This is a genomic window from Sphingomonas sp. NY01, assembly GCF_038809135.1.
Lineage (GTDB): Bacteria > Pseudomonadota > Alphaproteobacteria > Sphingomonadales > Sphingomonadaceae > Sphingomonas > Sphingomonas carotinifaciens.
Genome location: NZ_CP101723.1, coordinates 133,070 through 159,990, shown reverse-complemented (window position 1 = coordinate 159,990; position 26,921 = coordinate 133,070). Strand labels below are relative to the sequence as shown.

18 protein-coding genes and 4 pseudogenes are annotated in these 26,921 nt (G+C 63.7%); 12 read left to right on the top strand and 10 right to left on the bottom strand.

Annotated elements, in window-relative coordinates; genetic code table 11:
* Window positions 1–18: 18 nt before the first annotated feature.
* Window positions 19–1,128, bottom strand: a complete 1,110-nt coding sequence (locus NPJ82_RS16605) for an alkene reductase (RefSeq protein WP_342659069.1) — start codon at window positions 1,126–1,128, stop codon at window positions 19–21.
* Between the two features lie 270 nt (window positions 1,129–1,398).
* Window positions 1,399–2,124, bottom strand: coding sequence for an SDR family oxidoreductase (locus tag NPJ82_RS16600; RefSeq protein WP_342659068.1), 726 nt, complete (start codon window positions 2,122–2,124; stop codon window positions 1,399–1,401).
* Between the two features lie 148 nt (window positions 2,125–2,272).
* Here NPJ82_RS16600 and NPJ82_RS16595 point away from each other — a divergent pair, with 148 nt between their 5' ends.
* The gene (locus NPJ82_RS16595; protein ID WP_342659067.1) at window positions 2,273–3,169 is read left to right on the top strand and encodes an AraC family transcriptional regulator; all 897 of its coding nucleotides are present in this window, start codon (window positions 2,273–2,275) and stop codon (window positions 3,167–3,169) included.
* A 251-nt stretch (window positions 3,170–3,420) separates the two neighbouring features.
* Here the strand turns inward: NPJ82_RS16595 and NPJ82_RS16590 are convergent, their stop codons facing one another.
* The gene (locus NPJ82_RS16590; protein WP_342659060.1) at window positions 3,421–3,690 is read right to left on the bottom strand and encodes a hypothetical protein; all 270 of its coding nucleotides are present in this window, start codon (window positions 3,688–3,690) and stop codon (window positions 3,421–3,423) included.
* Between the two features lie 113 nt (window positions 3,691–3,803).
* Here NPJ82_RS16590 and NPJ82_RS16585 point away from each other — a divergent pair.
* A pseudogene (locus NPJ82_RS16585) lies at window positions 3,804–4,528 on the top strand (IS5 family transposase); the annotation flags it as partial.
* 80 nt (window positions 4,529–4,608) lie between these two features.
* Here the strand turns inward: NPJ82_RS16585 and NPJ82_RS16580 are convergent.
* From NPJ82_RS16580 to NPJ82_RS16560, 5 genes are all read right to left on the bottom strand, one after another.
* On the bottom strand, window positions 4,609–5,448 hold the full coding sequence (locus NPJ82_RS16580) for a hypothetical protein (protein ID WP_342659066.1): 840 nt from the start codon (window positions 5,446–5,448) through the stop codon (window positions 4,609–4,611).
* Window positions 5,445–5,768 carry a thioredoxin domain-containing protein gene (locus NPJ82_RS16575; RefSeq protein WP_342659065.1) on the bottom strand — a complete coding sequence of 108 codons (324 nt, stop codon included), beginning with the start codon at window positions 5,766–5,768 and terminating at the stop codon, window positions 5,445–5,447. The genes NPJ82_RS16580 and NPJ82_RS16575 overlap by 4 nt, the downstream gene beginning before the upstream one ends.
* Before the next feature lie 69 nt (window positions 5,769–5,837).
* Complete coding sequence (locus NPJ82_RS16570) at window positions 5,838–7,640, bottom strand: ABC transporter ATP-binding protein/permease (RefSeq protein ID WP_342659064.1); 1,803 nt, start codon at window positions 7,638–7,640, stop codon at window positions 5,838–5,840.
* A 20-nt stretch (window positions 7,641–7,660) separates the two neighbouring features.
* Entirely contained in the window at window positions 7,661–9,964 is a 2,304-nt protein-coding gene (locus NPJ82_RS16565; protein WP_342659063.1) for a TonB-dependent receptor, read from the bottom strand.
* Between the two features lie 75 nt (window positions 9,965–10,039).
* A complete protein-coding gene (locus NPJ82_RS16560; RefSeq protein ID WP_342659062.1) occupies window positions 10,040–12,763 on the bottom strand; it encodes a pitrilysin family protein in 2,724 nt (907 codons plus the stop codon).
* Window positions 12,764–12,886: 123 nt separating this feature from the next.
* On the opposite strand from NPJ82_RS16560, the gene NPJ82_RS16555 reads away from it, so the two are divergent.
* Complete coding sequence (locus tag NPJ82_RS16555) at window positions 12,887–14,263, top strand: PLP-dependent aminotransferase family protein (protein WP_342659061.1); 1,377 nt, start codon at window positions 12,887–12,889, stop codon at window positions 14,261–14,263.
* 25 nt (window positions 14,264–14,288) lie between these two features.
* Here NPJ82_RS16555 and NPJ82_RS16550 read toward each other — a convergent pair.
* Window positions 14,289–15,070: pseudogene (locus NPJ82_RS16550) on the bottom strand (IS5 family transposase).
* Window positions 15,071–15,183: 113 nt separating this feature from the next.
* Here NPJ82_RS16550 and NPJ82_RS16545 point away from each other — a divergent pair.
* Window positions 15,184–15,453: a hypothetical protein gene (locus tag NPJ82_RS16545; protein ID WP_342659060.1), complete on the top strand. Its 270-nt coding sequence runs from the start codon at window positions 15,184–15,186 to the stop codon at window positions 15,451–15,453.
* Window positions 15,454–15,778: 325 nt separating this feature from the next.
* Window positions 15,779–16,806 (top strand): annotated as a pseudogene (locus NPJ82_RS16540) (IS3 family transposase); the annotation flags it as partial.
* Window positions 16,807–16,912: 106 nt separating this feature from the next.
* On the opposite strand, the pseudogene NPJ82_RS16535 reads toward NPJ82_RS16540, so the two are convergent.
* Window positions 16,913–18,035 (bottom strand): annotated as a pseudogene (locus NPJ82_RS16535) (IS3 family transposase).
* Between the two features lie 86 nt (window positions 18,036–18,121).
* Between NPJ82_RS16535 and NPJ82_RS16530 the strand changes: the two are divergent.
* The 7 genes from NPJ82_RS16530 (at window position 18,122) to NPJ82_RS16500 (ending at window position 25,877) form a co-directional block, all read left to right on the top strand.
* Complete coding sequence (locus tag NPJ82_RS16530; protein WP_342659059.1) at window positions 18,122–19,369, top strand: PIN domain-containing protein; 1,248 nt, start codon at window positions 18,122–18,124, stop codon at window positions 19,367–19,369.
* Window positions 19,370–19,717: 348 nt separating this feature from the next.
* Window positions 19,718–20,164 (top strand): hypothetical protein, encoded by a 447-nt coding sequence (locus NPJ82_RS16525; RefSeq protein WP_342659058.1) that lies wholly within the window; start codon window positions 19,718–19,720, stop codon window positions 20,162–20,164.
* Window positions 20,161–22,608, top strand: a complete 2,448-nt coding sequence (locus NPJ82_RS16520; protein WP_342659240.1) for an N-6 DNA methylase — start codon at window positions 20,161–20,163, stop codon at window positions 22,606–22,608. The genes NPJ82_RS16525 and NPJ82_RS16520 overlap by 4 nt, the downstream gene beginning before the upstream one ends.
* Entirely contained in the window at window positions 22,580–23,362 is a 783-nt protein-coding gene (locus NPJ82_RS16515; RefSeq protein ID WP_342659239.1) for a hypothetical protein, read from the top strand. Before NPJ82_RS16520 ends, NPJ82_RS16515 begins: the two co-directional genes overlap by 29 nt.
* 181 nt (window positions 23,363–23,543) lie before the next feature.
* On the top strand, window positions 23,544–23,918 hold the full coding sequence (locus NPJ82_RS16510; RefSeq protein ID WP_342659119.1) for a transposase: 375 nt from the start codon (window positions 23,544–23,546) through the stop codon (window positions 23,916–23,918).
* Window positions 23,915–24,262 (top strand): IS66 family insertion sequence element accessory protein TnpB, encoded by a 348-nt coding sequence (gene tnpB / locus NPJ82_RS16505; protein WP_342659120.1) that lies wholly within the window; start codon window positions 23,915–23,917, stop codon window positions 24,260–24,262. Before NPJ82_RS16510 ends, tnpB begins: the two co-directional genes overlap by 4 nt.
* Window positions 24,263–24,305: 43 nt before the next feature.
* Complete coding sequence (locus NPJ82_RS16500; RefSeq protein WP_342659242.1) at window positions 24,306–25,877, top strand: IS66 family transposase; 1,572 nt, start codon at window positions 24,306–24,308, stop codon at window positions 25,875–25,877.
* Window positions 25,878–26,921: the final 1,044 nt, after the last annotated feature.

Sequence of the window (26,921 nt, the reverse complement as noted above, 5' to 3'; positions counted from 1 at the left end):
CTCTGATGTGGGGCTGGGTCAGCTGCGATCCGGATTCCCGCGCATCGTCGGCCAGTCGGAATAGCCGACCGACCCGCCGCCATACCAATACTCTTTTGGCGCCTCTGCAAGCGGCGCACCTGTGCGCAGGCGATCAACGAGATCGGGGTTGGCAATGAACGGCCGCCCCATGCTGAACAGGTCGGCATCGCCACGCTCAAGAACCTCTTCGGCCAGCTTGAGCGTGTACTGGTTGTTCGCGATATAAGCCCCTTTGAAGCGCTTGCGCAGCGCAGCAAAGTCGACGCCATCTGCGTCACGTGTCTGCTGCGTCACGCCCTCGATGTCGTGGACATAGAGCAGGCCGCGCTGAGACAGCGCATCAACATAAATGCCGAAGGTTTCCATCACGGTGCTGTCGAGCGGCGTCTCGCCGGGCATTGTCGTTGCTGGCGACAACCGGATGCCGACACGCCCTGCGCCCCAAACGCCGACGACCGCGTCGACGACCTCGAGGGGGAAGCGCAGACGGTTTTCGATTGACCCGCCATAGGGGTCGGTTCGCCGGTTGGTGCTGTCGCGTACGAACTGTTCAAGCAGATAGTTGTTCGCCGAATGGACTTCGACCCCATCGAACCCTGCCGCCTTGGCGTTGGTGGCGGCGCGACGATAATCCTCGACGATGCCAGGGATCTCGTCCGTTTCCAGGGCTCGCGGCGTTACGTGGTCCTTCATACCATCCTTGGTGAATGCCTGTCCGACCGGCTTGATGGCCGACGGCGCGACCGGCGGTTTTCCGCCCTGTAGGTCCGGATGCGAGATACGCCCAGTATGCCACAACTGAAGAAATATGACGCCGCCACGATCATGGACAGCCTGCACGATCGGGCGCCACGCCTCGATTTGCTGTTCGTTCCAGATACCCGGTGTTAACGAATAGCCGACCGCCTGGGGAGATACATTGGTCGCTTCGCTTATGATGATCCCGGCGTCAGCGCGCTGTGAGTAATAGTCTGCGGCGAAAGCGGGCGGGATCCCGTCGTCGTTCGAACGGCTGCGCGTCAACGGCGCCATGACGATGCGGTTGCGCAGCGACAGGTCACCGATCTGGACGGGCTGCAATATGGGCGATGCGGAATGGTCGGGCATGGTCGGCGATATCCATCAAGCAGTGCAAGATCAGGAACGCTGAACGGACAAGCTGCCGTTACGGTCCGGCGTTCGGCCACATTCATGGTCGGTTGAACCGATTTGGAAGAGATGCTGGTGGCGCGTTGACGGCCGCAATGGCCTCCTATGCGATCATGACCGAACCCCAGTCGTTTCAATCCCCTCCTGGCTGATTGATCTCAGCGCTCGTCAATGTGTATGAACTCGTCGTTTGGGCGTCCCCGCTTCGGCACCGGCACGCCCAAGCATTTACATGTCCGCTGCGGTCGGGCGAACGATCACCTCATTGATGTCGACACCCTCCGGCTGCTCGATGGCATAGCGAACGGCTCGCGCGATCGCATCCGGCGTCAGCGACTTCTTTCGCCATCCGGTCAGGGCCGCAGCAACCTCAGGATCGGTGATGTCATGGCCCAGCTCGGTGGCAACCACGCCCGGCGAGATCAACGTCGAACGGACCTCGTCATGCTCCTGCCGCAGCCCTTCAGTGATGGCGCGTACGGCATGTTTGGTGGCGCAATAAACCGCGGCGGTCGGCATCACCATGTGTGCGGCGACCGAGGCGACATTGACGACATGCCCCCTTCGCTGAGCCACGAACCGCGGCAGGACCGCGGCGATGCCGTTGAGGACGCCGTGGATGTTGACGTCGACCATCCGCTTCCACTCGTCGCGCTTGAGCGCAGCGAGCGGTGAGAGCGGCATCACACCCGCATTGTTGACCAGCACGTCGACACGTCCGAAGCGCGCTTCAGCGGCCTCCACGAACGCATCGAAATCGGCGCCGTAGGTGACGTCGAGTTCGCGCCAGGCGACGGTCTCGCCCAGTTCCTCCGCCAGTGCCTTCAGGCGCTCTCCGCGACGCGCGCCGATGAACAGCCGGGCGCCGGTCGCAGCCATTTCTCGCGCAGTTGCCTCGCCGATCCCACTCGACGCGCCTGTGATGAGGACGACCTTGTCAATATTTCCTGCCATGATGCAGTCCTTCCGTTGTGGTGACGGGACGCAGATGGGCCATCGTCCATGTCGCACGGTAGAGTGATTGCCCTAATGGCTTGCACGATCCTCTAGAATTAACGCCAGATACTTGCCCACAGCTCGCAATTGGAGAAGGATCGTCGGCATGGACCGGATCGCTCAACTCTCCGCCCTCATCGATCGACACGTTGTGGGCACAGGCATTTGCAGCACGGCGATGCCGCGTGTGTCGCTGATCCGGGCCGACGCGCCGAGCACCCCCACGCCTGCCGTCTACGAGGCCTCCCTTTGCATAATAGCCCAGGGGTCTAAGCGGGTGTCGATCGGCGAGCACAGCGTGGTCTATGATGCGGCCCATTACCTCTTGGTCTCGGTCGACTTGCCGCTGGTCGGTCATGTGCTCGATGCGAGCCCCGAGCGACCCTATCTCTGCTGCAAGATCGATCTCGATGCCTCGATCCTGGCCGATCTCATGGCGATCGAAGGCGGTGGGGTGGTCCGAACAGACTTGCCGGTGCTTGGCGTCTACCCCGGCGATACCGACCTGATCGACGCGGCATGCCGGCTGGTCGGCCTGCTCGACCGACCCGACACGATCCGCGCGCTGGCGCCGCTGATCGAGCGCGAGATCCTCTATCGTCTGCTCACCGGACCGCATGGTCCGATGCTTCGTCACGTCGCAACCGCTGGCAGCCATCTCAATCAGGTCAGCCGCGCCATCGCCGCCATCCGCCGGCGTTTCGACGCGCCGATCCGCATCGACGATGTCGCAGCCGAGGCCGGCATGAGCTCCTCCTCGCTCCACGTACACTTCAAGGCGATTACCCGCATGACGCCGCTGGAGTATCAAAAACAGCTGCGGTTGCAGGAGGCCAGACGCCTGATGCTGACGGAGGGCGCCACGGCGAGCACCGCAGGCTTTGCCGTCGGCTATGAGAGCCCATCGCAATTCAGCCGCGAATACAGGCGACTGTTCGGCGCGCCTCCACGTGCCGACATCGAACGACTCCACGCTGCGCCAGCAGCCGCCATGGCGCTGTGACAATGGCTCGGGTGGCGACCGGTGCTTCAAAATGCTGTGATCAGCTGATGCTGGGACGCAGACCCAGTTGCAGACATTCGGGATCCCTTTCCCGTCTCCCAACTTCAGACATTCGTTCATTTTCGGTCGGCGTCTCGAGCGGCAAACGTGGAATGACGAAATCTGGGACGAAGCCGTCATTCAAAACCGGCCTTCGAAACGGCAGTATCTGACAACAGCTGACGTTCGGGCACTAGGCGGCGTGGACAAAATTAGGAGATGATTTCGACGCTGACCAGCTTCATGTCGCCGTCGAAAGGTTCGATGTACGCGCATATGTTATCTGAGAACTCATCCATGAGGTTGAGCCCCTCAGGATCGTAATCGTTTTCCGCGACCAGCTGGAGCGTGCCGTCCATGAAGGTGCAGGTGACGTTGTGCTCGTGCGGGTAGTGGAGCCGGAATGCCTCGGCGATGTCTCGCGCGGCTTCGTCGCCCGCCGCAGCCGGGACATTAAAACACTCCAGCGTGATGCGATACATGCGTCCATGCTCCCAACCTGCGGCATACCTATCCGCAAACAAGCGCGAGAAGGAAGCCGCCCGATTGACGAGGTGCGCGCTGGTTGATTCAAGGCTGCTTTTTGGAGGCAGGCTTGAGCCGGGGCGATCTCACTGAGGCGGAATGGCGCATCCTAAGGGACTTGCTCCCGATTGATCGCAAGAACCGGAGCCGAGGGCGGCCTCCCGAACAGAACCGCTCGATCATCAATGGCATACTCTGGCGGCTACGATGCGGCGCTCCGTGGCGCGATGTTCCTCCCAAATACGGGAGCTGGAACACCATCTATCGCCGGTTCCGGCGATGGAGCGAGGCCGGGGTCTGGGAGATCGTGGCGGTGACGCTGGCCGAGATCATGGCGGACACCGGTCACTACAGCATCGACAGCACCACCGTCCGCGCCCACGTCTCGGCAGCGGGTGGAAAAGGGGGGCTCATCGACGCGCTCTTGGCCGCTCGCGGGGCGGGTTCACCAGTAAGCTTCACTGCCTGGCTGACGCCCTCGGAAGACCGCTCGCCTTCCACCTGACGGGCGGTGAGGCGGCAGACTGCAAGGCGTATGACGCCCTGATCGCCCTGCCAGAACGCACGCCCGATGCCTTGCTGGCGGACAAGGGCTACGATGCCGACGCCATCCGTGCCGACCTCGCGAAGCGCAATATCGAACCCGTCATTCCCGGCCGATCAAACCGCCGGGTGAAGATCGTGTATGACCGAACCCTCTACAAGCAGCGCAACCGCATCGAGCGCATGTTCGGTCACCTCAAGATCAACCGTGCCATTGCAACCCGCTACGACCAGCTGACCAGTAGCTTCCTCGGCATGGTCCACCTGCCACCGCCAGATACTGGATCAAATTTGTCCACGCCGCCTAGTCCTTTGAATGCGCCTCGCGGGTATCAGGGAGTGCCAGCGGCGGCGAGGTGGGTCAGCACGAGCTGCTGCGCCTGCGCGGCGCGGGCGGCACGATAGGCGTTGGAGCGCGCCAAGTCGGCCTCGAACCGGCTCGACAGGTCGGGATGGCGAGCGCGGAACAGGGTCGGCAGGTGGACGGGGTCGCCGGCGTCGCGCTGCGGCTGGGTTTCATCCCATAACACCTGCAGGATGGCGTTGGCGGTGCACCGGTCATCTTCGTCGAAGTCGGGGGAGGGCGCACCATTTGTCGCGGCGGCGAATGCGTGGACCAGTCCGACAAGGACCGAACGGCTGGTCGCCAGCGGCCAGCAGGCGAGAGTGCAGGCGTTCAGCGCGATTCGCGTAGCGTTCTCTGCCGCCGTCGCTCGCGCCTCGATCTCCTCCCGCAGGCGCGACCAGGCGGTCCGGCTGGCCGTGTCGCCGCGGGCTTCGTTGCGGTGCATGTCGATGACGATCGCGAAATAGTCGGGGGCCGACGCCCCGGCGCCCAGCCGCTCCAGCAGGTCGGTCAGGAGGGTGGCAGGTACGCCCGACAGGTCGCTGCCCGGCAGCACGTGCTCATGCCAAGCGATCGCAGTGTCGAGCGCACCGGCGTGGTTGACCGCCACGATCGGATCGAGCAGCCCGGCGAGCGCCAGCGGATAGCCGAACCGCGTCGCATAGTCGCCGCTGTCCTCGCTCTCGGCCGCGATGCCCAGCGTGCTGCCGCCCGTACCGTCCCACCGCGTCGCGCCGAATGACAAAGTGCCCGCAGCGGCGTGACCCTTCAGTAGCTCTATGACAGCGGACTGGACCGCGGCGTCGCCATGAAAGGCGGGAGTCACAGATGCCCCTCGATCCAGCGCGACAATTCTGATCGGGAACGCAGTCCCAGGATGCGATCGACCTCCTGCCCGTCCCGGTAGAGCGCCAGCGTGGGGACGCCGCGGATGCCGAGCCGGGTGTGCAATTCCGGTTCCGCTGCGACATCGACCTTGTACACCGCGACCTCACCGGCGAAATCCACCGCCAGGTCCTCTAGGATCGGCAACAGCGTCCGGCACGGGACGCAGTCCGGCGACCAGAGATCGACGAGCACGAGCTCGTCCCGGCCGGTGACCACCGCATCGAATCTCACAGTGGTGACGTTGACGATCTTCGCCATGCATACCTCTCCCATTGGGCGGCGCAGGCGTCGCCCGGCATGTTGTCCTTGGCCGTTATCGACCGGCGTTCATTCGTCCGATGCGTCAACCGCGATCGGTGCGGATGCGGCCCGGCCGTTGGCGATGTTCAGCACGTGCGTGTGCCGGTCGAGCAGCGTCTCGTCATGGATGACGCTGATGATGGTCGCATCGGGCAGGGACGTCCGGACGCTGTCGTAGAAGTGCCGGGCGTTGTCGGCGTCGAGCGCGCTCGTCGCCTCGTCCAGCACCAGCAGCGACGGTCGGTGCAGCAGGACGCGGGCCAGCGCCACGCGTTGCTGTTCGCCCGGCGATAGTTCCTCCTGCCATATCCTAAGAGCGTGGAGGTCGTCCGCCAGATGCCCCAGCCGAACGCGGGTTAGCAGCGCCAGGATGCTCTCGTCGTCATGTGCCTGCGGCTTGTCAGGGAAGCAGATCGCGGCCTTCAGCGTGCCGAGCGGCAGGTACAGGCGTTGCGGCACGAACATCGCGCTGCTGTCCCTCGCCATCGCCACGCTGCCCCGGCCATCGGGCCACAGTCCGGCAAGCGCGCGCACCAGCGTCGACTTGCCGGCCCCGGATGCGCCCGTCAGTGCCCAGCGCTCGCCCAGCCGGATGGACCAGTCGCCAATGTCGACCAGCGCGTCGCCGTGCGGACGGTGCAGCGCCAGCCCGGAGGTCGCGAGGGCAACGCCCGCCGCAGTCCCCGCGCCGACCGTGATGCCGACCGGGCGCACCTGCTCGATCGCGTCGTCCAGGCCCTTCAAGCGGTTGAAGTAGCTGACCTGCTGGCCTATGAGCTGGAAGCTCTTCAGGAAGTAACCGAGCTGGAACGACAGCTGGTTGAACGCCTCGCGCCCCGCCATGAGCTGGCCGAACGTCATGCCGCCCGCGAAATAGGTCGGCACCATGAAGACGAGCGGCAGGATGACGCCGCCACGTTCGTACACGCTGCCCGCCGCGGTGATGCCGAGCGAGGAGTAGATGACCGCGCGGAAGTTGCGGCGCACTTCGCCGAATGACTGTGCGAGCGCCGTGCGCTCGATTTCGACCGCTCCCGCGAGGCCGATCTGCGCGGCGTTGCGCCGGACGTGGATCAGCCCGGCACGGAAATCCGCCTCACGGTGCTGCTGGCGCATCATGGCGCGGATGAATGGCTGGCCGATCTTCGCCGTCAGATACGATCCGACCAGCGCGTAGGCGGCGGCGTACCAGACCGTGCTGCCGGGAATCGACACCGCGGTACCCGCTAGTGAGAAGCGGATCGGCGGCGCCGTCTCCAGCAGCACCATCGCGAAAGTGACCGCCGTCACGATCGACCCGATCAGGCGCAGCACAATATGCAGCGCGCCGATGTTCGTGCCGACCGCCGAGGTGATGTAGTTCAGGTCGTCGGCGATACGCTGATCGGGGTTGTCGATGAGCCGCAGCCGCTCGATCTCGGCATAGCGGTTACGCTTCATCCAGCGGTCGAGGTAATCCTGTGTCAGGTAGTTGCGCCAGCGGATCGAGAGCAGCCCGTCGATCAGGTTCTCCACCACGATCATGGCGATCTGCATCGCCATGATGCCCAGGAACACGAACAGCAGCGGCGTGAATTGCGCCGCGTCGCGCTGCTCGACAACGTCGAAGAACTGCTGCTGCCACCGGTTCGCGCGCAGCAGGATGAACGCGGTGCCGAACTGGAAGAACAGCAGCGCGATCAAGGCGGCCCACGCGAACTTCCAGTCCTTCGACGTCCAGTAGCTGCCGACGAGCGACCAGGCATGACGCCAGCGCGCCGCTGCAGGCTGGGGGTCGGAGAGGCCCGTCTCGCGACGGACCTCCCCGCTCTGGGTGGGTTGCGGGATCATGCGCCTTGCCTACCGCGCCGTCACTTGAACCGGTAGCCGACCGACACCCGCCAGTTACGCGGTTCGCCGAGCGGTACATAGGACGAGGAGATTGTCGGGAAGTAGTTCTGGCGATCGAACACGTTGCGGACGCCGGCGTTGATGTCGAACTTGCCGATCGTGACGAAGGCGTTGATGTCGGCCTGCAGCGTGCCGCCGAGACGATAGACGCCGAGCGAATCGACTGCGGAACTCGACCGACCGCTGACCCCTGCGCCTAGACCCGCCGTGACGTCGCTCGACACAGTGTGGCGGTACGATGAGTACAGGCTGTAGAGATCGCGTGGCTGCGCATTGACGATGCCGCCGATGCGCGGGTCGAAGCTGAGGAACTTGTAGTTGGTGCGCGTATAGGCGGCCACGATGGACAGGCCGCGGATCGGTTCGCCGCTCAGGTTGATATCGATGCCGCGGCCGAGGACGCCCGGTGTCGCGGTGTCGAAACCGCCGATGCGGCGGATGCGGTTGCTTTCGCGGATGCTGAAATACGAGGCGTTCAGCACCATGCGATCGCCGAACATGTCCCACTTGATGCCGGTCTCGGCATTGCGCGTTCTGACGTCGGGCAGGCGTATTCCGCCGATCCCGGTGGTGAATGTCGGCAGGAACCCGTAGGCCAGCGTACCGAAGACCGAGAATTTATCGGTGATATCGACCACCGCGCCATAGTTTGGCGTGGTGATATCGGTCTTGATCCTGGTGGTGCTGAGCACGTTGCGGTTGGCGACGGTCGACGAGACATCGGTCTTGTTGTGCCGCAGCCCTGCCACGAGGTGAACCTTCCAGAAGCCGAGCAGATACTGGCCGTAGAAGCCGTCCTGCTTCCGGATCGAGCTGTTGCTGAAGCCGTAGTTGGAGGCGAGCGGACGCAATGCAGTCGGCGTCAGAAACGCGTATGGAACGAATGCTCCGTCAGTGGCCCCCAGCGCGGTGGTCCGGTTGTCGAGGCGCGTATATCCCGCCACGATCTTGTGGTTGAAGATGCCGGTATCGAAATTCGCCCGCGCGTAGGCGTCGACCACGTCCATGTTCAACTGCTGGCGTACGCCACTGGAATTTATCAGCAGCAGTCCGGGCGCCAGCAAGGCGAATGGCGAATATTGCGCCAGCGAGAAGGTCGATTCGGTATGTTGCCCGCGCGCCACGACGGTCAGCCAGTCGGCGACCTTCTGCGTCACCTCCAGATTGACCTGGGTGTTTCCGTTGCGCGTGAACTGTTCGCGGCCACCGAGCAGCGGTCGGTCGAACGCGACGTTATATGGCTTGCCAGTGGCAGGGTTCAGTACCGTGTACGGCACCATGCCGAAGATCTGCGTCGAAATCGTCGACGACAGCACGACGTCGGTCACTCCGTTCTTGTAGCGCAGCGACGGCGCAAACAGATAATCCTCGTTGCCGCGGTAGCCGCCGAAATTGTGGTCCGCCGATGCCGCGGTGGCGATGATGCGAGCCGACCAGCGATTGTCCGCGCTGATCGAACGATTGGCGTCGATCGTGCCGCGGATCAGGCCGAAAGAGCCGGTGTCGGCAGATACGTACAGCCGCTCCTCGACACTGGGCTTCTTGGTCACGATGTTGATCGTGCCGCCCAGACTGTCGCCGCCCAGCAGAATGGCGTCGGGACCTTTCAACACCTCGATCCGCTCGACGTTGGCGACCGAAAGGGTGGCCCCCGACGCGAAGCTGCTGCTGCCCGCGCCAGGCAGGCCGTTGATCGCGCCGTTGGAGCTGAATCCCCGTACGCTGAAGCTGACGCCGCCCTGCACGGTCGCCTGGTTCAGCACCACGCCGCCGGCATTGGTCAGCGCTTCCGACAATGTCTGCGCCTGCTGGTCCTTCAGCAGCTTCGACGAGATGACCTGCGTGTTGCGCGCCTGGTCACGCAGCGACTGGCCCAGGCGGGACGAGGTGGTGGAGCTACGCACCAGCACGCTCGTTTCAGCTTCGTCACGGCGGGCGACGACAAGGATGTCGTTGGCGACGGTCGGATTGCCACCGGCATCCTGCTGGAAGGCGATCGGCAGGCCTCTCGTCGCCTGCTCCACGGCGTCGTCGGCATTGCGTGCGTCGGACACCGGTCGCGACGTCAGCCCCTTCACGGCATCGGGGTCAACGTTGACCGGCTTGCCCGACCAGGCGGCGATCTTTTCCAGTGCATCCCGCAGCGGCTGCGCCGGCAGCGACAACGTCCGGTCCTGCGCGGCGGCGGCGTTCGGCAGCGTGATCGACGATGCAATGATGCCTGCGGTCGCCAGGTGAATGGATAGTGCGACACGGTACTTCATAGTCTTTCCCCCTTTATGTGCCCCAAGCCTGATAGTGCCGTCGACCGTTGTCGTTTCGGCGGTTATGGTGTTCGATCACTCCGGCGCGCGCAGGACGACCGGCTCGCCCAGGCCCAGCCCGGTCAGCTGATCGCGTATCCGGTTCCAGTCGCCGACGACGACCCACTTCATCTTCATCGGGTCCAGCAAATACTTTGACGCGCCCCGCACCTGCGCCAGCGAAAGGGTGCGCATCGTGGCGGGATCACGGACGATCGCGTCGTACGGTCGGCCATAGGATTCGCTGTCGGCCATCGCTGCTACGATGTCGGCGTTGCTTTCCAGCTTCGCCGCGACGCGGTTGATGCTGCCGTTGACGATACGGTCCAGCTCGTCCTGAAGCGGCGGATCGTCGCCGTTCATCGCGCGCATCTCGCGGATCAGCTCCGCGATCGCCTCGCCGGTGTGTGCCGCATCGACCGAGCCTGCGATCTGCCACATCCGGGGGCCGCGCGCATCGTCGGTTCCTGACCCGATGCCATAGGTCCAGCCGCGCTTTTCCCGCAGTGTCGTGCGGATGCGCGCACCGGTCATGTTGCCGTAGACGCCGTCCGCCGCCTCGATCGCCAGGTCGTTGTCCTTCGGCGTCGGCGAAATCGTTCGCCCGACGTCGAGGAACGACTGGCCCGCGCCGGGCTGGTCGATCACGATCAGCTGCGGTGCGGGGGCGGCGGGCGCGGCGGGCACCGGGGCATCGGTCGCTGCCGGACCCCGGCCCGCCCATCCCTCGAACGCGGCATCGAGCAACGGGCGCAGCGTCGCCATCGTCGTGTCGCCGGCAACGTAGAGGACCGCGCGGTCGGGCCGCACATGGCCCTGCGCCCATGTCTTGACCGCAGGCAAAGTTACCGCCTCGATCGCCGCGATGTCCTCAGCCGCCGCGCGGTTCGTGCCGTAGGGATGCGCCGCGCCGTAGAGTGCGTTGCGCATGATGCGACGATAGCTCGGCGCAGCGGCGGCCTCGCGCCGGAGGGCGTCGAGGTACGCCGTCCGCACCTTCGTCAACTCCGCCTCGCTGAAATCGGGCCGAGCGATGACGTCGCCCATCAGCGCGACGATGGCCGGCAACTTTGCGGTTTCCGCCGAGAGCGAAACGTCGGTGACGTCGAGGTTCGCTCCGCCCTGGAGCCTGCTTCCCAGCGCGTCGGCGCGGGTCGCGTAGCTGCCCTTGGGATCGACCAGCATCGCGGCGGTGATCGCATCGACCGGGCCGGTCACGCTTGCCGTGCCGGAGTCGAACCGCATGAGCATGCTGGCGGTCGAGGTTCCGGGCCGCGGCACCAGGACGACGTTCAGGCCGTTCGACAACCGAGCGCGTTCCACGGCGGGAAAGGCGATCGGCTGTGCCGGGCCGACGGGCGGCGGCCCCTTGGCGAGGTCGTAGCCGCCCGGCGTCGCCTTCACAGCGGGCAACGGCCGCACGATCAGGCGGTGGCCGGGGCGACCGTACACGCGCTCAGCGGTCCGCCGCACGCTGTCGCGCGTCGCCGCATTCAATTGGCGGACATAGGTCGCGGCATAGTCCGGATCGTCGGTCATCGACACGCCGCGCATCAGCAGGAACGCCTTGCCGAACGTGCTGTCCTGCATCCGGCGGACATAGGCGAGCCGCGCCTCGCGTGCGCTGGCGAGCTCTTCCTCGCTCGGTCCCTCGGCGACGAACCGTGCGATCACCGCCTCCATTTCGGTTTCCACGCGGCGGACCTGGTCAGGGGCCTTCACGTCCACGACGAAGCCCATCTGGCTCGACAGCAGGCGCTCGTCGAACGTCACCATCGCGGCGTTGGCGATACCCAGCTCCGTCACGAGATGCCGGCTGAGGCGTGAGTTGGCGCCGTTGGCCATGATCTGGGCGATGAGATCGAGATTGGGAATGTCGGGTGATCCCGCCGGGGGCGCGGCATGGGTTGCGTAGATCCGCGCAGTTGGCACCGCTTCGAACATCTCGCGACGCAAGGCACCAGGGAGCGGCGACATTTGCGTCAGCACCCTGTCCAGCGGCGCGCGCGGGGCAAGGCTGGCAAAGTATTTCTCAACCAGCGCGCGCGCCTCCTCTGGTGCGATGTCGCCGGTGAGGATCAGCGATGCATTGGCCGGGCCGTAATAGGCGCGGAACCAGTCGGTCGCGTCCTTCACGGTTATCGCGCGCAGGTCGGCGTCTTCGCCGATCACGCCGTGGTGATAGGGGTGGTCGGCCGGATACAGGTCCCGCCCGATGGTGATGAAGTCGCGACCGTAGGGCGCCCCCCCGCGCTGGCGCTTCTCGTTCAGCACGACATCGACTTCGCGCGCGACCTTGGCCGGCGTCAGCGCATCGGCCAGATAGCCCATGCGGTCAGCCTCTAGGAACAGTGTCCGCTCCAATGCTGAACGAGGCACGGTTTCGTAGAAGATCGTGCGATCCTCGGTCGTCGTCGCATTGATCTCCGACGCGCCTAGGTTCGTCAGCGCCAGCGTCGAATTCTCGACCCAATGCTTGCTGCCGCCCAACATCAGATGCTCGAACAGGTGGGCGTAGCCGTATTGGCCCCGCTTCTCGTCCTTTGCCCCGACGTTGTAGATGACGATGGCGGTGACGATGGGTAGGCGACGGTCAGGCCGGACGACGACCTTCAGCCCATTGCGCAACGTGAAGCTGGTCGAGGCTTCCGCGGCCGGACCAGCGACCGGCGTCGCGACGGGGCGGACGCTGTCAGGGCCGGCCTGCGGCCAGGCGCTCGTGGCGGGAAGGAAGGCCGTGATCGCGGCGGCCGTCAACAAGTGCCATTGAAATTTCATATGTGCAGATTGATCCATTGTGGTTTTCAATGCGCCGGTACAATCTACAATTATATGATCCAACTGTCCGACCAAATTGACCCTAACAATTGTCGCGGGTCAGCCTTGCGCAACAATGATGCCCGGAGACTAACCGACCGGCTTCATGATGACATACTGGGCCGCATCATGGCCGGCGTTCTTTCCGTCGGGGAACGGCTGCCATCGGTTCGCACTCTATCCGCGCAACAGGGCGTCAGCCGCGATACCGTACTGCGCGTCTATGACAGGCTGGTTGCCGAAGGACGTGCGCAGGCGGTGCGGGGGGCCGGCTATTTCGTGCTCGGGCAGCCGACGCCGGCAATGGATGCGTTGCCGATCGATCCGCGCGATCCGCTCGACGCGATGCGGCTCGTGCATTCGGACTATCCGCTCGATCATCAGCCCGGCAGCGGCATCCTAAGGCAGGACGCCGCGACACGGGCCGAGGTCACCCGCGTGCTGCGTAGCGTGTCGGGCGGGGGTCCGGGAATGGATGGCATCTATGGCGATCCGCTGGGATATCTACCGCTGCGCCAGCACCTTGGCGACGGGCTTCGGCACGGCGGAGTCGATTGCCCGACCGATGCGGTCGTAACGACGCCGGGCGCCGTCGCTGGTATCGGCCTGGCGGTACGGTCCATGCTGCGGGCCGGCAGCGTGGCACTGATCGAGGATCCCTGCTCGTTCATGCACATGCACGCCCTGATGGCGCAGGGGGCCGAGATCCGTCGCGTACCCAGGCTTGCCGACGGACCGGACATCGATATGCTGCGCGAACTGTGCGAGCGCTATCGTCCGAAGCTATACGTGCTGAGTTCCGTCCTGCACAATCCCACTGGGTCCACGATCGCACTTCACAAGGCGCAGAAGCTGGTTGAGATCGCAGCTGAGTTCGAGATGGTGCTGATCGACGACTGCAGCTACGTCGATCTGCTTCCGCGGACGGTCGATCGACCAGTGGTACCGCTGATCCTGCTCGACCGCTTGCGCTGGGTGATCCATGTCGGCGGCTTCTCCCGCACGGTTTCGCCAGTGTCCGGTCCCGGCTATCTCATCGCCGGTGAAGCGCATATGCGCTACATCCGCGCCTATCGCCCGGTCACGGGCTTGGGCAACATGATCCTAGCCGAGCGGACCGTGTACCGATTGTTGAGCGAAGGCCTGTATCGGCGACGATGCTCAAGGATTCAGGCCAGCCTTGTCGATCAGAGGACCGGGCTGCGGCAGCGCATGGCGGCGGTTGGTTTCACGCTGCCAGAGAATCAGGCCGGCTTGTTTCTATGGCTTTCTCTTGGCGACGGCGTCGATGCTAACGCGGTAGCCGAGCGCATGATGGCGCGGCGGTTTCTTACTGCGCCAGCGAAGCACTTCACTATCGCGCCAGACAGGCAGTCGTACATGCGGTTCAACGTTACGACAACGACTGACGACGCGGTCGCACTATTGTCGAACTGCCTTTGATACGACGTCACTTCGCTGGTGCAGCTTAGGCGGCGTGGACAAATTTGATCCAGTATCTGGCGGTGGCGAGGTGGACCATGCCGAGGAAGCTACTGGTCAGCTGGTCGTAGCGGGTTGCAATGGCACGGTTGATCTTGAGGTGACCGAACATGCGCTCGATGCGGTTGCGCTGCTTGTAGAGGGTTCGGTCATACACGATCTTCACCCGGCGGTTTGATCGGCCGGGAATGACGGGTTCGATATTGCGCTTCGCGAGGTCGGCACGGATGGCGTCGGCATCGTAGCCCTTGTCCGCCAGCAAGGCATCGGGCGTGCGTTCTGGCAGGGCGATCAGGGCGTCATACGCCTTGCAGTCTGCCGCCTCACCGCCCGTCAGGTGGAAGGCGAGCGGTCTTCCGAGGGCGTCAGCCAGGCAGTGAAGCTTACTGGTGAACCCGCCCCGCGAGCGGCCAAGAGCGCGTCGATGAGCCCCCCTTTTCCACCCGCTGCCGAGACGTGGGCGCGGACGGTGGTGCTGTCGATGCTGTAGTGACCGGTGTCCGCCATGATCTCGGCCAGCGTCACCGCCACGATCTCCCAGACCCCGGCCTCGCTCCATCGCCGGAACCGGCGATAGATGGTGTTCCAGCTCCCGTATTTGGGAGGAACATCGCGCCACGGAGCGCCGCATCGTAGCCGCCAGAGTATGCCATTGATGATCGAGCGGTTCTGTTCGGGAGGCCGCCCTCGGCTCCGGTTCTTGCGATCAATCGGGAGCAAGTCCCTTAGGATGCGCCATTCCGCCTCAGTGAGATCGCCCCGGCTCAAGCCTGCCTCCAAAAAGCAGCCTTGAATCAACCAGCGCGCACCTCGTCAATCGGGCGGCTTCCTTCTCGCGCTTGTTTGCGGATAGGTATGCCGCAGGTTGGGAGCATGGACGCATGTATCGCATCACGCTGGAGTGTTTTAATGTCCCGGCTGCGGCGGGCGACGAAGCCGCGCGAGACATCGCCGAGGCATTCCGGCTCCACTACCCGCACGAGCACAACGTCACCTGCACCTTCATGGACGGCACGCTCCAGCTGGTCGCGGAAAACGATTACGATCCTGAGGGGCTCAACCTCATGGATGAGTTCTCAGATAACATATGCGCGTACATCGAACCTTTCGACGGCGACATGAAGCTGGTCAGCGTCGAAATCATCTCCTAATTTTGTCCACGCCGCCTAGCCAGTTCTATATCAGAGGATGCCTTTGGGCGGTATCGGTATTCGTGCCGCCGGCGATTGGAGTTCATTTCCCGTTTAGCATCGCCCCGACCGCTGTTTGCGGGGATGACCCCATTGCGATCGTCAGGGGCCTAAGGCGCTTGCCCCGGACCGGAGGCCTGTTCACTCGTAAGGTCACGCTCTTTCAACGGCATGTGGTCTATCAAGGCTCGCGGTGACGCGCAGGAGACGCTATGGGACTTCGTGAGCTGCCCCCTTCTGAGTGGTCCATCGACTATGATTGTCTGGATCAAGGAAGGGACGACGAATGCCTGCCAAGAAGCACAAGCCCGAAGAGATCATCGGCAAGCTGCGTGAGGTTGAGATCATGCTGGGCCAGGGCGGCACAACTGCCGAGGCATGCCGGCGCATCGCCGTCAGCGAGCAGACCTATTACCGGTGGCGCAAAGAATATGGTGGTCTGAAGACGGATCAGGCGCGGCGGATGAAGGACTTGGAGAAGGAGAACCTCCGGCTGCGCCGCGCGATCTCGGACCTGACATTGGACAAGCTAATCCTGCAGGAGGCGGCACGGGGAAACTTCTAAGCCCTGCACGGCACCGGCGGTGCATCGACCAGGTGCGGGAGGTGCTGGATGTGTCCGAGCGACGGGTGTGCCGCGTCCTCGGGCAGCACCGGTCGACCCAGCGCAGGGTGCCGTGCGGGGCAGATGACGAAGAAGCGCTGACCGACGACATCGTCGCGCTGGCCAGGCAGTACGGGCGCTACGGCTATCGCCGGGTAACCGCACTGCTACATGCGGCAGGCTGGTCGGTAAACCACAAACGGGTGGAGCGGATCTGGCGACGCGAGGGGCTGAAGGTGCCGCAGCGGCAGCCGAAACGCGGTCGGCTGTGGTTGAACGATGGCTCGTGTATTCGGCTGCGACCGGAGTATCCCGGGCATGTCTGGGCATACGACTTTGTCGAGGCGAGGACGCACGACGGACGCAAGTTCCGCATCCTCACGATCATCGACGAGGCCAGCCGCGAGTGCCTGGCGCTGGTGGTCGCCCGCCAGCTCCGCCACGAAGATGTGCTGGCGGCCTTGGCCGAATTGTTCATCACGCGGGGCCCGCCAGCTCATATCAGGTCGGATAACGGCAGCGAGTTCATCGCCACCGCAGTCCAGAAATGGCTTGGGCGGATCGGCGTGAAAACGCTCTACATCACACCAGGCTCGCCATGGGAAAACGGCTACAACGAAAGCTTCAACGGCTCCCTGCGTGATGAGTTGCTTAACGGAGAGATCTTCTACAGCCTCGCCGAGGCCAAAGTGCTGATCGAGGCATGGCGGTGAGCTGCCCCCTTCTGAGTGGTCCATCGACTATGAGAGTCTGGATCAAGGTGAGCCTCACCCCGTCTCTGGTCCGGTCTTTATGAGAAAACCGGCTCTCTTTTCGTCAGGGCAGGCATGCCTGCCCTGACGAAAAAGCGCGCTCCATCGGGGTCTGGTTGCCGAGGGAGCTATGCGGACGGTGCTCGTTGTAATCACGCCGCCACGCCTCACATTTTACCCGTGCGTCGTCCAAGCTCAAGAACCAGTATGCGTTGAGGCATTCGGCCCGCACCCGGCCGTTGAACGCCTCCGCAAACGCGTTGTCGGTCGGCTTTCCAGGCCTGCTGAAGTCCAGCACCACATCATGCTGGTAAGCCCACAGGTCGAGATCCTTCGAGATGAATTCCGGGCCATTATCCAGACGAATACGCTTGGGACGACCGTGTACCACGGCAATGCGCTCGAGCGTCTCGACCACGTCAGAGCCGCGGTAGCTCGTCCGTACGTCGAGCGCTGGTGACACACGGGTGAAGTTGTCGACGATCGAGAGCACCCGGATCTTGCGACCGTCGAACAGCTGGTCCGACAGGAAATCCATCGACCAGCACTCGTTGGGTGCCGTCGCCGGCGTCCGGTCATCGCGCAGCTTCGCCTTCACCTTGCGCTTGGGCGTCTTGTTGCGCAGCTGCAGCCCGAGCTCACGATACAGCCGATGAGTGCGCTTGTGGTTGATCTCCCAGCCCTCCCGTCGGAGCAGCACATGGATGCGTCGGTACCCATAGCGAACACGGGTCGCAGCCAACTCCTTGATCCGCATCTTGAGGCCGGCCTGATCGAGGCGGCGCGACTGATAGCGCTGGGTCGATCGATTGATCGGAAACGCGCTGCAGGCTCGCCGTTCGCTGACCTGGTAGCTCGCCTGCAAATAGCCGACGATCTCCCGGGCTCGACCAGGCCCTACATTTTTCGGCGGATGACGTCCTGCAGCATTTCCCCTTCGACAAGCTCAGGACAGGGTTATCCAGGCTGAGGTTCGCCACCAGCCGCTTCAGCCGGACGTTCTCCTCCTCCAGCACCTTCAGGCGCTTCATCTCCGACGGCATCAGCCCTCCGTATTTGCTGCGCCATCGGTAATAGGTCTGGATCGATATGCCGGCCTTTCGGCATACCTCCTCCACGGTCGTTCCATCCTCGGCCTGCTTCAGGATGAACGCTATCTGCTGCTCGCTGAACCTCGACTTCTTCATCGGCGGATTCCCTCGTCCGGCACCTGCCAAACCTAACCGGGAATTTCTCACAAAGAATGGACCAATCCGAAGGGCTCAGCTCATCGATGCGCAACGAATTCGCTTGGTATTTGAACTCCTCCAGCGCGGCAGCCCGCGGAGCTTGGGAAACCGCGATCCTGACGGTGGACACCAACGTCCTACTGGATCTCTACCGCTACCATGCGAAGACCTGCGAAAGCATTCTCACGGCTCTCGAGTCCTTCGGCGATAGGGTCTGGCTTTCGCACCAAGCGGCGACCGAGTTCTTCCGCAACAGAAAGAAGGTGATCTCCTCTTCGGAGAAGACCTTCAGGGAAGCCGCCAAGGGGCTAGACGATCTGGACAAAACGCTTGCGAGCGACATTTCCAAGCTCAAGAGCCACCGCCTTATCCCCACTCCGATTCTTGACGATCTGTCGTCGGCAATATCCGACGCAGTGGTGAAGGCGCGCGGAAAACTCGACGACGTGACGAAGGAGCATCCAAAGTACCTCGACGAGGACCCGGTTCTGGAGCGCCTGCTAAAGTTATTCGAGGGACGGGTCGGTCCGGCTCCGTCGCAGGAGAGGCACGCCGAGCTGCTGGCTGAGGGAAGGAAGCGGCACGAAGCAAAGATTCCCCCGGGCTACCTCGATAAAAAGGAGGGTGACCGGAGCTTCGGCGACTACCTGCTGTGGGCCCAGACCATCGACCATGGGAGGACGGCGGCCGCCCCTGTTATCTTGGTCACCTCGGAGCGTGACGAAGACTGGTGGCACATAGAATCCGGCAAGACGCTGGGGTCTAGACAGGAGATGGTCGAGGAGTTCTGGCGCGCGACGGGCCAGCCGGTGTTCCTTTACCAGACACAGCACTTCCTCCGCTTGGCGGAGGAGCTCGCCGGCAGGAAAGTGAGCGAGGAGGCGGTCGCAGACATCAGGAGTGTCGGCGTCAGACGCGCGCACGGTCGCGCCGGCAGCTCGCCCGCTGCCGAGGTCAATCAGATTGTCCACGATGCGGAGTCCGAAGCGAATCACGGCATCCTTGAAATCGACCTCCAGCGCGCGGTTCTTAACCTGACCAGCAGCGGGCGCTTGGATCCGGAGCTAGACGACGTACCTGCGCTCGCCGTCTCAGTGATCTCGTCGCCCGACGGCTGCCCACCGATCCGCGTCACCGCCAAGACCGGAACGACGTTCGACTTTAATGTCCACCTTCGGCCCACGGAGTGGGGCAGCACCCTGCCAGTTGGCATGTACCGGATCGGCTATTCCGCAGTTTGCCTTACGGAAGAAGCGTACCCGAGCGATGCACCTGATAATGAGGCGAGCTGACCGGGCGGTAAAGCCGACTTGAGCCAATTGCTCTCCCTCACGCGTCACCTTGCTACAACGGCAACAAGCGCTCGCGGCGCCGTTGTCTGTCTCAAGCCAAAATTTCGACGTGCCGGTTCGCGACCCGACGTTTGAAGGCGGCGCAGACCGTCGTACATCGGCATGATCCGCTTGCTGGCCTTGATCAGGACGAACGGCATCTACTGTCGGGACTAGCCGTTCGCTTAATCAATTGATCCGACTGCACTCTCGTAGGCTCTCGTCGCGCTGGCTCGAACGGTAGAACCGAGGCGCGCGTCCCAAATTAGGCGATGGCTCCGCCGGGATGGGCATGCTACCCATCCGGCCATGTTGGTTCAGGCCTCAGAAGCTGTTCGCCTTTCCGGCCTAACAGCCCATCAACTACGCGAGTGGTGTGGGCGTCGGGCGCTCGTCGAAGCCGACGTTCCTCCCGCCGGGCGCGGGCATCTGGCCTTATTCTCTTGGCAGACGATCCTGGCGCTGCGGGTGCTGCACGAGGTGCATCTTCGCTACGCGGTCGAGGTCAGTGGTTGGCGCGAGGCGATCGCGCAACTCCAGGCGCTGTTGCGCAAGCGCGCCTTTCCGTCGCTCTGGGGCTATGCCGCAATGTTTGCTAACGCGCGAGAGGCCTCGCTACGCGTATCGAACGACCCTTTGGGAAAATGCTCCTGCCTGGTCGTCGAGCTAGACGCGCATCTGGAAATCCTCGCGACGCCCAATGCTCTTCGGGTCGAGAGCCAGCTGCCGCTTTTCCCCGCGATGGCGGTGCGATGACTCAGTTGGAGCCTATCGCCCACGACTGGAGCCGCCGCTTCGGTCTGGCACTCGCGCCGCTCTTCGAGACGCAGGACACCACCGCGATTCCGGGCGATCACCACGTTCTACTCGACGGCGGATTTGGAACGTTCGCGCTCTCGACGTCGTCCGAGGATCTTTGGCGTACCGGTGAGACCGCCGGCTGGGCGTGGTCGAGCGATATTCCCCATCATGTGACGGTGACGGACAGCAAGGTGGCCGTCGTGCGGTGGGATATGCCCGGCGACGCGCGCGTCTACGAGCGCGGCGGCGTCGAACGCAGCCTCGATCGATTCTATACGTATCTGAACGAAGATCGCCTGCGGTCGAACCGTGGCATCGTCGAGCATCTCCTCAATTTCTTTCGCCGTGTGCGCTCGCTCGCCCATCATGCCAAGGTGCCCGACGGTCGGGCGATCGACGTGTATCTGGCGACCCTAGCCGGGCTCATCGCTCCGGATGTGATCGGACAGGACCTGTCCGTGCTCGGCTTGGCCGAGGACGTCGCCGAGCTGCACGCGCGCATTCCGGCAAACGCACTGAACGCCGCCAGTAGTGAGGCCGCAGCGGCGCCCGGCGCGCTCTCTAGACTTCGGCTCCATCCGGCGCTCGCGATCCGCCACGCTGGCGGTCAGCTGTTCCAGGAGGCGCATTTCGAGTTGCTGCGGGTGTCGCCGGATTTCGATCTGTTCGGACTAGTCGATGCCCCGGAAACGCGTGTTACGCACCGCGGCGGAACCCATTTTACGCCGCCCGCGCTAGCGCGCAGCATCGTCGAACAGGTTCTTGCCCAGGTTCCCGATCTCTCAACCCGCCCAGAGCTGGTTCTGTGTGATCCGGCCTGCGGATCCGGCGCATTTCTGCATGAGGCACTGCGTGCGCTCAGACGCGCGCGCTTCGCCGGCAAGCTGACGATTATCGGCCTGGATATCTCCCCAGCCGCGATCGCCATGGCACGCTTCGTCATCAGTCTCTCGCTCCGCGACTGGACGCCGGCAGGCGGCGTCCAACTCGAGATCGTTCAGCGCGACGCGCTCGGTGAAGCGGGCTTCCCACGCGCAGACGTCATCGTCATGAATCCACCGTTCATCGGATTCGGTGCGCAGACGCCCGAGCAGCGCCAGCAACTGCGTGACGCGACCGACGGTAGCGCCGCGCGCGGCGACTATAGCATGGCCTTTGTGTCGCGCGCGCTCGATGCCCTCAATGAGGGAGGCGCGCTCGGGTCGCTTTTTCCTGCAAGCTTATTGTCGCTCAAGGCCGCAGAGACGTGGCGCGAAAGGCTCGCGGATCGCGGCGACATCCGCATGCTCGCCTCCATCGGTGATTTTGGCCTGTTCTCCCACGCCCTCGTTCAGGTTGCCTGCACGGTGATCCGAAAGGGGCAGTCGGCCGAGCCCAAGCCGCTCATGGCGTTGCTGACGGAAAACGACCCTGCAGCCACCGGCGAAGCGCTTCGTCAGGTCCGCAAGCTCGATGGCGCGGCCCCGCCGGCGCCGATCATCGAACCCCAGTGGAGCCTGTTTCCGGTCAAGGCGAGCTCTCTCGTCGGGCGCGGAACATGGCGATTGCCGACGCCATCGACGGAGCGTCTGCTCGCAGAAATGGCGGAACTGGGGCTGCCGACCGTCTCGGACCTGTTCGAAATCTCACAAGGTATCCAGACCGGCTATAATGACGTCCTACTGCTAACACAGGACGAGTGGCAGTCGCTGCCGCCACGGGAGCGGCGTTATTTCCGCCTGGCGACGATGACGGACTCGATTCAGAACGGGCGGATCGTCAAGCCCTATCACGTATTCTTCCCGCATAGCGCCGACGGGCCGCTGTTTGTGGACGAAGAGGCGGTCGCGCGCGCGGTTCCGACCTATTTCAAAACCTATCTCTCACCGTCGCGTGACCGCCTCTTGGGCCGCGCGTCGATTGTCCGATCGAACCGGAAGGACTGGTGGGGTCTGATGCATTCACGGTCGTGGGCGTACCGGAGCGAACCGAGGATCATCAGCAAATTCTTCTCGGCAGAAGGTGGCTTCGTGCTCGATCTGGAGGCGGCCTACGTCCCGGTCATGGGACATGTGTGGACGCCCAAGCAGATTCTCGTCGATGCGGATGACGATGCGCTGCCGGCAGGCGACATTCTGGCCGCTTATGCCGCACTATTCAATTCGGTACCCTTTGCCCGGTTGCTCGGCCTCTACGCCCCGCATGTCGCCGGCGGCCAGTTCGACCTGAGCGCCCGTCATGCCAACCCAATGCCGCTGCCCGATCTGCGCGCCCTGAGTGTCGACCTTCGGGCCGGACGCCGCGTGAGCGAGCTTGCACACCTCGGTCGCGCGATCAACGTCACCGACCGGTCGTGGCGCGCGAGAGTCAGTCAGATCGTGGTAGAGATGTATGGCGCGCCCGGCCTCGCCGCAGCCTGACTGGCTGCCGGAGGAGCTCCGGGCAACGAAGGGCATGCTCGACCAGCGATGGATCGAGCTCAGCAAAGCGTTTGCGATGACACTGGCCATGCCGATGGATGGTCGCGCCTTGCGTGTAGAGGTCGATTATCAGTCCAGCCAAGCCTGGGCAGGACTGATCGGAACGGAATGCGAACGGGTAACGCGGAACCGCGGCGGGACAACCTTGGTCGCGCCGTTGTGCGAGATCTCAGGCGGCCTCACTTCTTGGCTCGGCTGGCAGGAGGTCTGGGAGGTCACGGTCGGTCCGAAACCCTACCGCTTTCGCAACGCCGGCCTGACAGTCTATTTGGGAAAACGGTACGAGGCGGCCAAGCCGCAGATCCTGCGACTGGAATGGCCAGGGATCAGCACATGGTCAGGTGGGGAGCTCTCCTTTCAAAGTCCGGGCGCGGGCCATCCTCATTGGCAATTCGATCTGCTCGAAGCGCTGGCGCAAACGGCGAACCAAGCAAACTTCATTCCCGACACGGAGGAGGTCGTTGAAGATTTCGACGCCGCGCCGCCCGAGCGAAGCACGACCGAACTACTCTCCAAATTCTCTATTGAGCGGATGCATCTCGCAAGCGCGGCTCCTTGGTGGCTCCCCCCGAAATCGGGTGGCTCAGCACATCATATGAACGCTCCGCCCGATCTTTCCTCGCTGACAAGATGGCTTGAGCAGAGCGTATTGTACCTCAGACAGGAACTGCAACGCTGCGTCATAACCGCTTAGGCGCAAATGTGCATTGCAGCGATATAGCCGAAAGCTCGACGAAGAACGGCGTGTCTATCGTAAGCGTGGTCAGCAGGCCGCCTTGCGGTAGCGCCGGTAGCCGGGATGCTTGCCGCCTTTGAAGAGGGTGCGGGCGGTGCAGGAAGTTATCGGTTCTACGACCAGTCATACGAGCACTCGTATGACTGGTCGGATAGAGGTGGTCGGCCGGGTATCGGGTCGACGGCGATGGTCCGACGCGGAGAAGCTGGAGATTCTGGCCGAGGCGTTCCGGCCGGGGGTTCGGGTCTGCGATGTCATCGCACATCGCGAGGTATCGAGCAGCCTAATCTACACGTGGCGCAAGCAGCTGCACGAAGGCAAGCTGGCCGGGGCGATGCCGTCGCTGCCGGTATTTGCCGAGGTGCAGGTGGCGGAACTGACGCCGTCAGCGCCACAGCCGGCACCATGTTCATCGGGGCTCATCCACATCGAACTGCCGAGCGGTGTGCGGGTAAGCGTCGACGCAGGCGTGGATGCAGGCGCGCTGGCGCGGGTGCTGTCGGTGCTGCGGTGAGCCCGGTGCCGCTACCGACGCGGGTGTTCCTGGCGTGCGGGGTGACCGACATGCGCAAGGGCTTCGATGGTCTGGCGGTGCTGGTGCAGCAGGTGCTGGCGCAGAATCCTCATTCGGGTGCGCTGTTCGCGTTCCGGGGCAAACGGGGACATCTGGTCAAGCTGCTGTGGTTCGATGGGCAGGGGCTGTGCCTGTTTTCCAAGCGGCTCGACCGTGGCCGCTTCGTCTGGCCGGTGACCGCGACCGGCACGGTGGTGCTGACGCCGGCGCAATTGTCGATGCTGCTGGAGGGCATCGACTGGCGACGCCCCGAGCGGACGTTCGCGCCGACGCTGGCGGGGTGAGAACGGCGGTTTTACGCCGCTTTTGCTCGCTCGCCGACCTGCAATCTGCTATGAAGACAGCGTGTCGGAAGCGCCTGTTTCCCCTGCAGATGCCACCGCGCGGATCGCCGCGCTGGAGGCCTTACTCGCCCGGGCCAATGCCGCTCTGGCTGCCCGCGACCTGCTCATCGATACGCTGCGCGGACAGATCGCGCGGCTGCGGCGGATGCAATTCGGCGCCTCGTCCGAGAAGCTCGGCCGCGAGATCGAGCAGCTCGAACTGGCGCTGGAGGAACTGGAGACGGAGCGCAACGCGCCTGGGCCTGAGATGGCCGACAGCGGCGTGGCGGTTCGGCCGGTGCCCGTCCGCAGTCTTCCCGGACATCTGCCGCGCGAGGAGGTCGTCCATGAGCCGGCGTCGGGTGCCTGCACCTGCCCGGACTGTGGCGGTGCATTGCGCGCGCTCGGCTCGGACGCACACGAGATGCTCGACATCGTGCCGGTGCGCTGGCGGGTCGTGCGCAACGTCCGCCCCAAATACAGCTGCCGGGTGTGCGAGAAGATCGTCCAGGCTACCGCCCCGGTCAGCGCCGTGGCGCGTGGCAAGGCCACCTTCGCTACGCTGGCGCATGTCGTCGTCTCGAAGTTCGACCACCATTTGCCGCTTTACCGCCAGGCCGAGATGATGGCCGCGCAAGGGCTCGACATCGACCGCTCGACGCTGGCGGGCTGGACCGGACAGGCCGCGGTGCTCCTCGACCCCATCGTCAGCCGCATCCGTGACGAGGTGCTCAAGGCCGACAAGATCCATGCCGACGACACGCCCGTGCCGGTGCTCGACCCCGGCCGGGGGAAGACCGCGACCGGGCGGCTATGGGTGTACGCAGCCGACGACCAGGCGTCCGGCGGCACGGCGCCGCGCGCGACCTGGTATCGCTTCACGCCCGACCGCACGGCCGCGCACCCGATGGCCCATCTCGCCGGCTTCCGCGGTTTCCTTCAGGCCGATGCCTATGCCGGCTATGACGGGCTCTACCGCAGCGGCGTGACCGAAGTCGCGTGTTGGGCACACTTTCGCCGAAAGGTCTTCGATCTGCACGAGCGGTCACCCACGCCGCTGACAACCAACATCCTCGAGCGGATCGGCACGCTTTACGCTGTCGAGGCCGAGGTCCGTGGCCAACCACCCGACGTGCGATGTCGAGCCCGACAGGAAAAAAGTCGACCGCTGGTCGACGCCTTGCGCGAGGTGCTCGACGCCAGCTTGCGCCGCCTGTCGTCCAGGTCCGACATGGCAAGGGCCATCGCCTATGGCACGAAGCGCTGGCCAGCGCTGTCCCGCTTCCTCGACGATGGCCGCCTGGAGATCGACAACAATATCGCGGAGCGTGCGCTGCGCGGTGTCGCGGTCGGACGCCGCAACTGGCTGTTCGCCGGTTCGCGCGCAGGCGGCGAACGGGCCGCTGCCATCTACACCGTCATCCAGACCTGCAAGGCCAACGGCGTCGATCCGCAGACCTATATCGCAGACGTCATCGCCAAAGTCGCGGCAGACTGGCTTGCCAGCCGATGGGATGAACTCATGCCGTGGAACTGGATGCCGCCGGCACATCAGCCGACCGCACAAGCCGCATAATCCGCGGTCTCCACATCACGCTTACTGTCTATCAATCTAACCACTATTTATAACTATTTTCTGGAGCGAATGTCTCCGTGCCTTTGCCGAAAAGCGCTGTCCACTGCGGCTATGTCCGCTTCGGACAAAAGCCGCCGGTAACCGTCCTTTCTATGACTGACTGACTTTGGTCGTGAGCGGCCGCCCTCCCCTTCTGCCGCGGCGACCCAGTTCCAGACATTCACGGCCCACTTCACCCTCCCCAGCTTCGGCCGTTCGTTCAGTTTGCTCTCCGATTTCCGGGCGCACGAATTTCTCGCGCGCACCGGCATTGCCGCGGACAGTCCCCGAGCGGTTAGATCAGCGTTGATCGTCGCCTAGGCTAGCCATCATCTCCGCGTCGGAAGGCTAGTCTATCACTGCCAGAGAGCCTATCCGGTCCGTGGTAGCCCAACCTGGGCGGTCAAGGGAGGTGATACATATAGACACCGCAACAATCGTAGCACTGGTACTCGGCGTCGCGACGCTCGTCGTTGCGCTCCTCAGCTTGGTAGTGAAAATCATCGAGCTGTCGCGCCACTAGGCCGAGTTGGGGACGTCCCGGCGCTGGAACGCCGGGGCGTCCTTAAAAAGTTTGAGCCCCGAACGCTGGAACGCTCGGGGCTCAGGGAATGACCTATAGACATAGAACATCGTAGCCCGGCCTATATACGCTTAAATCCATAACGCTGCAAGGCCGCCCCGCCGCGATACCCGTGCCGTTTACGCGCGAGCAATGCCGTAAGCATGCAGACCCACAATCGGTCACTCACGTTCCCCTTCCCCGCTCCTCAACTTCCGATGATCATTCGGCTCTGCGGTATAGCTCTTTTAGTACCCAATCTTCCGATAGCGAACGTCATGACGTGACGACGACCAAGCGACGAGCTTGAAGAACCTTGAACTGGAGAGCTGACGCTGCATCTTGATTTAGCCAAACTCGTTGAGTCGGCGATTACATGCACGATGACGCCGTCTGCTGGGCACTCTCCCCTCTTCTGAAAGCCAGGTGCTCACTCACTTCAC

Excerpts from the sequence above, each read along its gene's own strand:
- NPJ82_RS16565 (WP_342659063.1), bottom strand. The coding sequence starts at position 9,964 with ATGAAGTACCGTGTCGCACTATCCATTCACCTGGCGACCGCAGGCATC.
- NPJ82_RS16575 (WP_342659065.1), bottom strand. The coding sequence starts at position 5,768 with ATGGCGAAGATCGTCAACGTCACCACTGTGAGATTCGATGCGGTGGTC.
- NPJ82_RS16605 (WP_342659069.1), bottom strand. The coding sequence starts at position 1,128 with ATGCCCGACCATTCCGCATCGCCCATATTGCAGCCCGTCCAGATCGGT.
- NPJ82_RS16510 (WP_342659119.1), top strand. The coding sequence starts at position 23,544 with ATGACTGGTCGGATAGAGGTGGTCGGCCGGGTATCGGGTCGACGGCGA.
- NPJ82_RS16590 (WP_342659060.1), bottom strand. The coding sequence starts at position 3,690 with ATGTATCGCATCACGCTGGAGTGTTTTAATGTCCCGGCTGCGGCGGGC.
- NPJ82_RS16515 (WP_342659239.1), top strand. The coding sequence starts at position 22,580 with ATGGCGCGCCCGGCCTCGCCGCAGCCTGACTGGCTGCCGGAGGAGCTC.
- NPJ82_RS16525 (WP_342659058.1), top strand. The coding sequence starts at position 19,718 with ATGTTGGTTCAGGCCTCAGAAGCTGTTCGCCTTTCCGGCCTAACAGCC.
- NPJ82_RS16570 (WP_342659064.1), bottom strand. The coding sequence starts at position 7,640 with ATGATCCCGCAACCCACCCAGAGCGGGGAGGTCCGTCGCGAGACGGGC.
- NPJ82_RS16595 (WP_342659067.1), top strand. The coding sequence starts at position 2,273 with ATGGACCGGATCGCTCAACTCTCCGCCCTCATCGATCGACACGTTGTG.
- NPJ82_RS16600 (WP_342659068.1), bottom strand. The coding sequence starts at position 2,124 with ATGGCAGGAAATATTGACAAGGTCGTCCTCATCACAGGCGCGTCGAGT.
- NPJ82_RS16530 (WP_342659059.1), top strand. The coding sequence starts at position 18,122 with ATGCGCAACGAATTCGCTTGGTATTTGAACTCCTCCAGCGCGGCAGCC.
- NPJ82_RS16520 (WP_342659240.1), top strand. The coding sequence starts at position 20,161 with ATGACTCAGTTGGAGCCTATCGCCCACGACTGGAGCCGCCGCTTCGGT.
- NPJ82_RS16545 (WP_342659060.1), top strand. The coding sequence starts at position 15,184 with ATGTATCGCATCACGCTGGAGTGTTTTAATGTCCCGGCTGCGGCGGGC.